The sequence below is a fragment of the Pseudomonas sp. SIMBA_067 genome (genome assembly GCF_046534675.1).
Lineage (GTDB): Bacteria > Pseudomonadota > Gammaproteobacteria > Pseudomonadales > Pseudomonadaceae > Aquipseudomonas > Aquipseudomonas putida.
The window spans coordinates 1-303 of sequence record NZ_JAWRYH010000227.1; the positions used below are offsets into that span (position 1 = coordinate 1).

The 303-nt window shown below is 62.4% G+C and carries 1 protein-coding gene; it reads right to left on the bottom strand.

The window, feature by feature from the left end; genetic code table 11:
• Positions 1 to 7: 7 nt before the first annotated feature.
• On the bottom strand, positions 8 to 303 hold a 296-nt coding region (locus tag SB765_RS28850; RefSeq protein WP_410932386.1), incomplete at its 5' end, for a diguanylate cyclase domain-containing protein.

The following is a 303-nucleotide window of genomic DNA, read 5'->3' on the forward strand; positions in this document are numbered from 1 at the left end:
GCGCAGTTCAGGATTCGCCTGCCTGCGGGTGGGTAGGTTCGCTCTGCTGGGCAGTCCACAGCACGAAGCGATCTTTACCGTTGTGCTTGGCCTCATATAACGCCTGATCCGCCTTGACCAGCGCCCTGGTCAAGGTATCTGCAGGGTCCACCCGGGCCAGCCCGATGCTGATCGTCACCGGATGCGCCCCCCGGTCTTCACGTACACGCCTGCACAACGCCGCAACCTGTCGATCGGCAGCCGGCTGATCCAGCCCATGGAAGAAGATTACGAACTCCTCGCCGCCGAGCCTGGCGAATTCAT